Genomic DNA, 5322 nt, shown 5'->3' with positions numbered 1-5322 from the left:
CAGTCAACAAGGCATATAGCGCTGGCCTATCGGCACGCCATATGCTTAGTTATTACCACACGTTTATGGCTCAGTAATTTCAATTGTGTTTGTTTCAATATTATATTTAAAATATTTGCCTAAAGCAGTAGAAAGTACCATAAATTCTTTCATTCCAATCAAACTTCCGTAAAGTCTGAAAGTACAAATATCAGTTGCGGTAATGTATGGTGTAGATTTTAAATGTGAATGAATAGCAGATATTACAACAGCACCTCCAGGCATTTTTGATTGGGCTGGTATCATTCGAGAATGAAATTTTTCCCACTCTGTAATTTTTCCATTTAAATCAGATCGGAACAAATAGTCGTTCCCGAAAGGAATTAAATCAGATTTTGTAGTACCCATTATGATGTACAACTTATATTCATTTTGTTCTTTTAGTAAAACTAAATTTGGATTAAAACCTTCTGGAAAACCAACTTTATATTTAGGATCAGACAATTGTTCAACAATCTTGATTTTAACATTTAAATATTCCTGTTCTATATCTGATAATAAATTCTTTTCTAAATCTGTGTTAAACGGTTTACTTAAATTAGATGTTGTAAAAGAGTATTTAGCAATTCTATTTTTTTGTGATTTGTCTATGAATGATGCGTAAATCGTATCATTGGAATGATAGATAACATATCCGCCATATTTTTTTTTGAGTTTTGCTTTGGACATCAATAAATCAGATGCATTCCACGCAATTTTCTCATAATTATAAAGCAAATTAGCTTCTTTTAAAATCGAGTTTAGTTTAGTTTGTAAAGTATCAGATTGAGAATAACAAAGTGAAGTAAAAATTAACAACAATATTAAAAGGGCGTGTTTCTTCATTCAGTTTTTTTTAATGTGTGGTAACGGTTTTGGGCTTTATGCAGGTGGGGTATTTTAGCACCGAAGCTGAATAAGAAATCCCAATGTTCAAATATAGCGAAAAGTTCAATAGAATTCCTTCAGCCCCACTTGCATAAAACCCATGTTACCTGCTGGCGTTTTTGTAGGTCAATATATTTTCTGCTATTTTATCTATCGTTTTTGCAATTCGTTCTACTTTCGTTGCGTCTGTTTTGGCAGAATAAATCCATTCTATGATTGTTTTTTGTTCTCCATTTGTATAGTTTAAAAAGGTTTCATAAGCAGTTGGTTCGTCCATTAAGCAAAGTTTTAATTCTTCTGGAATATCTGTTGGGAAATTGTCTGCAAACAAAATTATGTGAACATAATCGCCTTCTTTTTTATTCAATTTTTTTCTGATTTCTGCTTTTACGGGCAAAAAAAGATTGTCATTTCCCATTGGTTGTAAATTATAATTTTTGATTTCAAAATGGTCAATTGTACCTCGAACTCTTACCCAACCAAAAGGTGTGTTTTTGTTTTGAGCTATTTCAGGAATTCTTGCAAATGTCCAACCACCTTTGCCTTGAAATTTTTCGAGCAAGTATTCTTTATCAACCAATGGGATTTGTTCTGTCATTTTTTGTTATGCTATTAAATACCAAAAATCAAGTTCCATTGTGGTTTCGTTTGCCATTTCTAACAATGGTTTGCAAAATGGATTGTTAAAATAACCAAAACATATTTCTTTGGTTTTGCCCAAAGTTTCACCAATGGTTATTTCCGAAAATCTATTTTCTTTTACTGAACCTATAAAATGTGCTTTTGTATTTTCAAAAGTGTTTAAATACTCTTTTTCTAAACTTTCTGATATTGTCAATAATTTATGATTTTCATTTTCATTTTTAAGTTCAAAAGTTCCACATTCCACACACGAAAAATGATTTGGAATTTCAAAATCGTCTTTCAATATTTTATGAAATGTCATTTTAATGCTTTGTTCATCAATTAATTTAAAAAAATCTTGTGCTTCTTGAAGTTGCATTAGGTTTTCTTCTAATTTTTTTAAATCATCAATTTCAGTTACGAAAAGTACATTGGCATAGTCGTTTTTGAAGTTACGAACCAAACAATGCAAAATTACACCACTTTGTTTACTTAATACCGTTTCAAATTTCATAACTGCATTTATCAGTTCATCATCTGTTACTGTTTCTTTTTTCTTGAAACTTGTAAATTCCATTGCTTTTGCAAAATTATTGCTTACTCTTATCATTTTTTTGAGTTTAAAATTAATACTTCTGCAAAAGTATAGTGAGGTTGTGACAGCCTTATGTCAAGGGTTAAATTTATGATTTGCACATTTCAAAATATTCTTGAAGTTTCATTTTGTGTGGCTCAAATTGTTTATTGAGTACTTTTAAATGTTGAATTCTATCCAATCTAAAAGCCCTAAAATCGTTTCTTAATTGGCAAAATGCTACAAGTACCCAATTTTCTTGTGTATTGTAAAGTGCAAAAGGTTCAATAATTCTTTTGGTAATTTCGCTTTTGTTGTTTGAGTAATTTATTTCAATACAATTAAAATTAGTCAAAGCTAACTGCAACGTTGATAGAAAGCTACTTGTTGAATTGTTATCTGTGTTGTATCGAAAAACTACACGATTTGAAAGTAAATTAGCTTTCTCCTTTGTGTTGTATCGCAAAACAGATTTTATTTTGTTAATTGCCTCACGGTATTCTTTTACAAACGAAGCGTCTTTATTTTTTAAAATCAGTTGTTCTGCTGTAATTAGTGCATTGGCTTCACTTTCCGTAAACATTATAGGTGGAATTCTGTAACCTTCCATTAAACAGTAACCTTTTCCGTCTTCTGTCAAAATTGGAACTCCTGCTTCTTCTAATGCTTTTATGTCTCTATAAATTGTCCGATTGCTTACTGAAAATTTATTGGCAAGTTCAGAAGCGGTCAAAAGTCGTTTTGTTTGTAGTTGCGTTAAAATTGTCGTTAGTCGTGAAAGTCTTTTTGTAGTGTCATTCATTTGAATTTTCTATTGGAATGTTCGATTTAGCACGGTCGCTTTATGCTTGCAGGTAACGTTTACTGTATATTTTCGTGGCTGAATTCAAGGTAGCGAAATTTCGATTTACCACGTAGTCAATCTGCAAGATTGACTGGCTAAATTTGTCCTCCGAAGCTAGTCAATCTTGCAGATTGACGGGATTTCTACAAAGAACCAAAGCCTCGAAAACCACTAGCCAGCCATGAAATATACAGAGTGTTGGCAACCGTTTTTTAATTTTCATCTTCCTCACGCCATACTGCGGTAAGGAAATATTTATCAAATTGTTCGCCAAATACTCCGTAATATCTAATTGAATCGTTCCTTTCGATTGTACCCCAAGCTCCGCTGTTCATGGTGAATTTATACGTCAGATTTTTTTGTTTTAATTGTCCCTCGTATTGACAAGGAAGATGACTAAATAGATAATGCCACTCTTGTCCTTCGATAAATCTAGATTCAGCTATAATTTGCTTTAGATTTTTATCATCTATTATCCAAGAGTTACATTTTGATGTGTCGGTGTCTGATGATGGGTATTTATTGTTTTTGTTAAAGGTTACTAGGTCAAATTGTTCATCGAATACAAAGAAGTCAGATTCCAATTTATTAGTTCGTTGGTATTTTTGATAAACCATTTCTAATTCTTCTTTTGCTGGTTCAAATCCTAGATCATAGGCTTTTTGTAGATATTTCATTGCCATTTTTCTTGTGTTTTCATCACAACTGTCAAGACTTAGAGTTGTCCCAGGTGCATCAGTATGTTTTAAAAGTTGAATATACGTGTCATAAAACGCCTGTGGATAATTATGTTTATCAGCCATTTGTTTAGCATAATCAAAAAAAGACCCATGTTCATAATCTAAATAAGCAGTTTCTAATTCGTTATAAGCGTCAATATCTCCACTATCCAAGGCAAGGGTTTTTAGCTCTTCAAGTGATCTACTTGGCTGATTCATGCTTCTTGTTTCAAACGAATCACAGCTTGATAATCCAATTACAATAGATAAAACTGATATGATTAAAAATTTCGGTTTCATTATGGTTGCCAACACTAAGTGTAAGATGAGCGATAGCATCTTTGATTAAATCGTTTGCGCAGCGATAGCGAAGACAAACTATTTGAGCAATGCATTCTTACATAGTGTTATGTTTAGTTTATTTGTCCAAAGCTAAGGAATTTTTCTTTTCCATCCAGTGGGACAAATAAAACGGTGTTTCAAAAAGCACCCAAAATAACAGCAACCCAAAACGTTTTTAATTGCCAGTGTAGCCTATTACATATATAGGTAATATGTGGAGTTGGCTACAATGGGACAGAGGGGTAAAAAACGTAAAGATCTGTCAACTTTTTATGCGTAGTGCTTCCGTTATTGAAAAATAAGCACTTGACTTTCCATTTTTTTTTCAATACCTTCACCAAAGTCTTTTAGACGTTACATACGTTTGCAAATTCTGATTTGCACGATGAAATCGCTAAGACTTTGAGTGTGCCAATTACCATTGACACCTACTGCATAAAAAAGCGTCCTTCAATCCTACTTTTTACCAATCCAATTAGAAAGTTTTGTCTGCGTGACTTTTTGAAATTAAACCTAACGGCTTTGTGTATGATTAGTGGCGTGTTTAAGCACCTAATTTAGTAAATACAAACTGAATAGAAAATCCGCGAGGATTTTCGTAAGTAGGCGAGAACTAGCCATTAATTATACACGGTGTTCTACGCAGTTTTTATTTGTTCAGTTAATTTTTCCACCCATTCTTTTTGTTTGTAATAATTTGGCGGTAATGGATGATAATACGCAAATTCAGTCCCGTCTTTTTTAATTCCGTAACAGTTTTCATTTCCAATTCGTTTAATTGCATTTTTTGCTAATTCAGTCAAAGAATTGTCAACTCCCCAAGCAAGTATTGTTTTTACACCTTTGATAAAATATTTGTCAAAATCAGCTTTTCTACGTTCATCAAAAATCGAGTGAGCGATATTTTTCTTTTCAAATAATGAAATCAGTTCATAAAATTTTCCGCTACTTGTTTCTCGAGCATCAGAAAGATTTAAAATCCGAGAAAATTCAAACCCGCAATTTAACATAACTTCCATTATTTTGCTTTGAGTATTGTCCGGAATGGCTTCTGATTCTAAATTGTTGTTTTCAATCCCGTTTAGGGGTCGAGATTTTCCAGGATTCATCATCACAACCATTAAGTCAGGAATTTTCAAGTTCGATTCCTTTTTTTTAATATTCAGAACTTTTCGGAATTTATATCCATCTGTTTTATAAAAAAGTCCAGTAATATGAAAAGTTTCTTTCATTCGTGGTTTTGGTTCAAATTGCGTAGAACAATAGAATATGTGTACCAGTACACATATATCTATTATATTTATTACAAATCT

The 5322-nt window shown here is 32.1% G+C and carries 6 protein-coding genes; all 6 read right to left on the bottom strand.

The window, feature by feature from the left end; translation table 11 throughout:
* Nucleotides 1-63: 63 nt before the first annotated feature.
* A complete protein-coding gene (locus ACZIYX_RS23505; RefSeq protein ID WP_462684709.1) occupies nucleotides 64-864 on the bottom strand; it encodes a hypothetical protein in 801 nt (266 codons plus the stop codon).
* A gap of 145 nt (nucleotides 865-1009) precedes the next feature.
* On the bottom strand, nucleotides 1010-1504 hold the full coding sequence (locus tag ACZIYX_RS23500) for a YdeI/OmpD-associated family protein (protein ID WP_462684708.1): 495 nt from the start codon (nucleotides 1502-1504) through the stop codon (nucleotides 1010-1012).
* A gap of 6 nt (nucleotides 1505-1510) precedes the next feature.
* Nucleotides 1511-2140 (bottom strand): hypothetical protein, encoded by a 630-nt coding sequence (locus tag ACZIYX_RS23495; protein WP_462684707.1) that lies wholly within the window; start codon nucleotides 2138-2140, stop codon nucleotides 1511-1513.
* A gap of 73 nt (nucleotides 2141-2213) precedes the next feature.
* Nucleotides 2214-2906: a helix-turn-helix transcriptional regulator gene (locus ACZIYX_RS23490; protein WP_462684706.1), complete on the bottom strand. Its 693-nt coding sequence runs from the start codon at nucleotides 2904-2906 to the stop codon at nucleotides 2214-2216.
* Nucleotides 2907-3160: 254 nt separating this feature from the next.
* Nucleotides 3161-3886 carry a hypothetical protein gene (locus ACZIYX_RS23485; RefSeq protein WP_462684705.1) on the bottom strand — a complete coding sequence of 242 codons (726 nt, stop codon included), beginning with the start codon at nucleotides 3884-3886 and terminating at the stop codon, nucleotides 3161-3163.
* 761 nt (nucleotides 3887-4647) lie between these two features.
* On the bottom strand, nucleotides 4648-5322 hold a 675-nt coding region (locus ACZIYX_RS23480), incomplete at its 5' end, for a hypothetical protein (RefSeq protein WP_462684704.1).

The sequence above is a fragment of the Aquimarina sp. genome (assembly GCF_977115655.1).
Note: the sequence above shows the minus strand (reverse complement) of the source record. Positions and strands in the feature narration are given on the sequence as shown.

Excerpts from the sequence above, each read along its gene's own strand:
- ACZIYX_RS23505 (WP_462684709.1), bottom strand. The coding sequence starts at position 864 with ATGAAGAAACACGCCCTTTTAATATTGTTGTTAATTTTTACTTCACTT.
- ACZIYX_RS23500 (WP_462684708.1), bottom strand. The coding sequence starts at position 1,504 with ATGACAGAACAAATCCCATTGGTTGATAAAGAATACTTGCTCGAAAAA.
- ACZIYX_RS23495 (WP_462684707.1), bottom strand. The coding sequence starts at position 2,140 with ATGATAAGAGTAAGCAATAATTTTGCAAAAGCAATGGAATTTACAAGT.
- ACZIYX_RS23490 (WP_462684706.1), bottom strand. The coding sequence starts at position 2,906 with ATGAATGACACTACAAAAAGACTTTCACGACTAACGACAATTTTAACG.
- ACZIYX_RS23485 (WP_462684705.1), bottom strand. The coding sequence starts at position 3,886 with ATGAATCAGCCAAGTAGATCACTTGAAGAGCTAAAAACCCTTGCCTTG.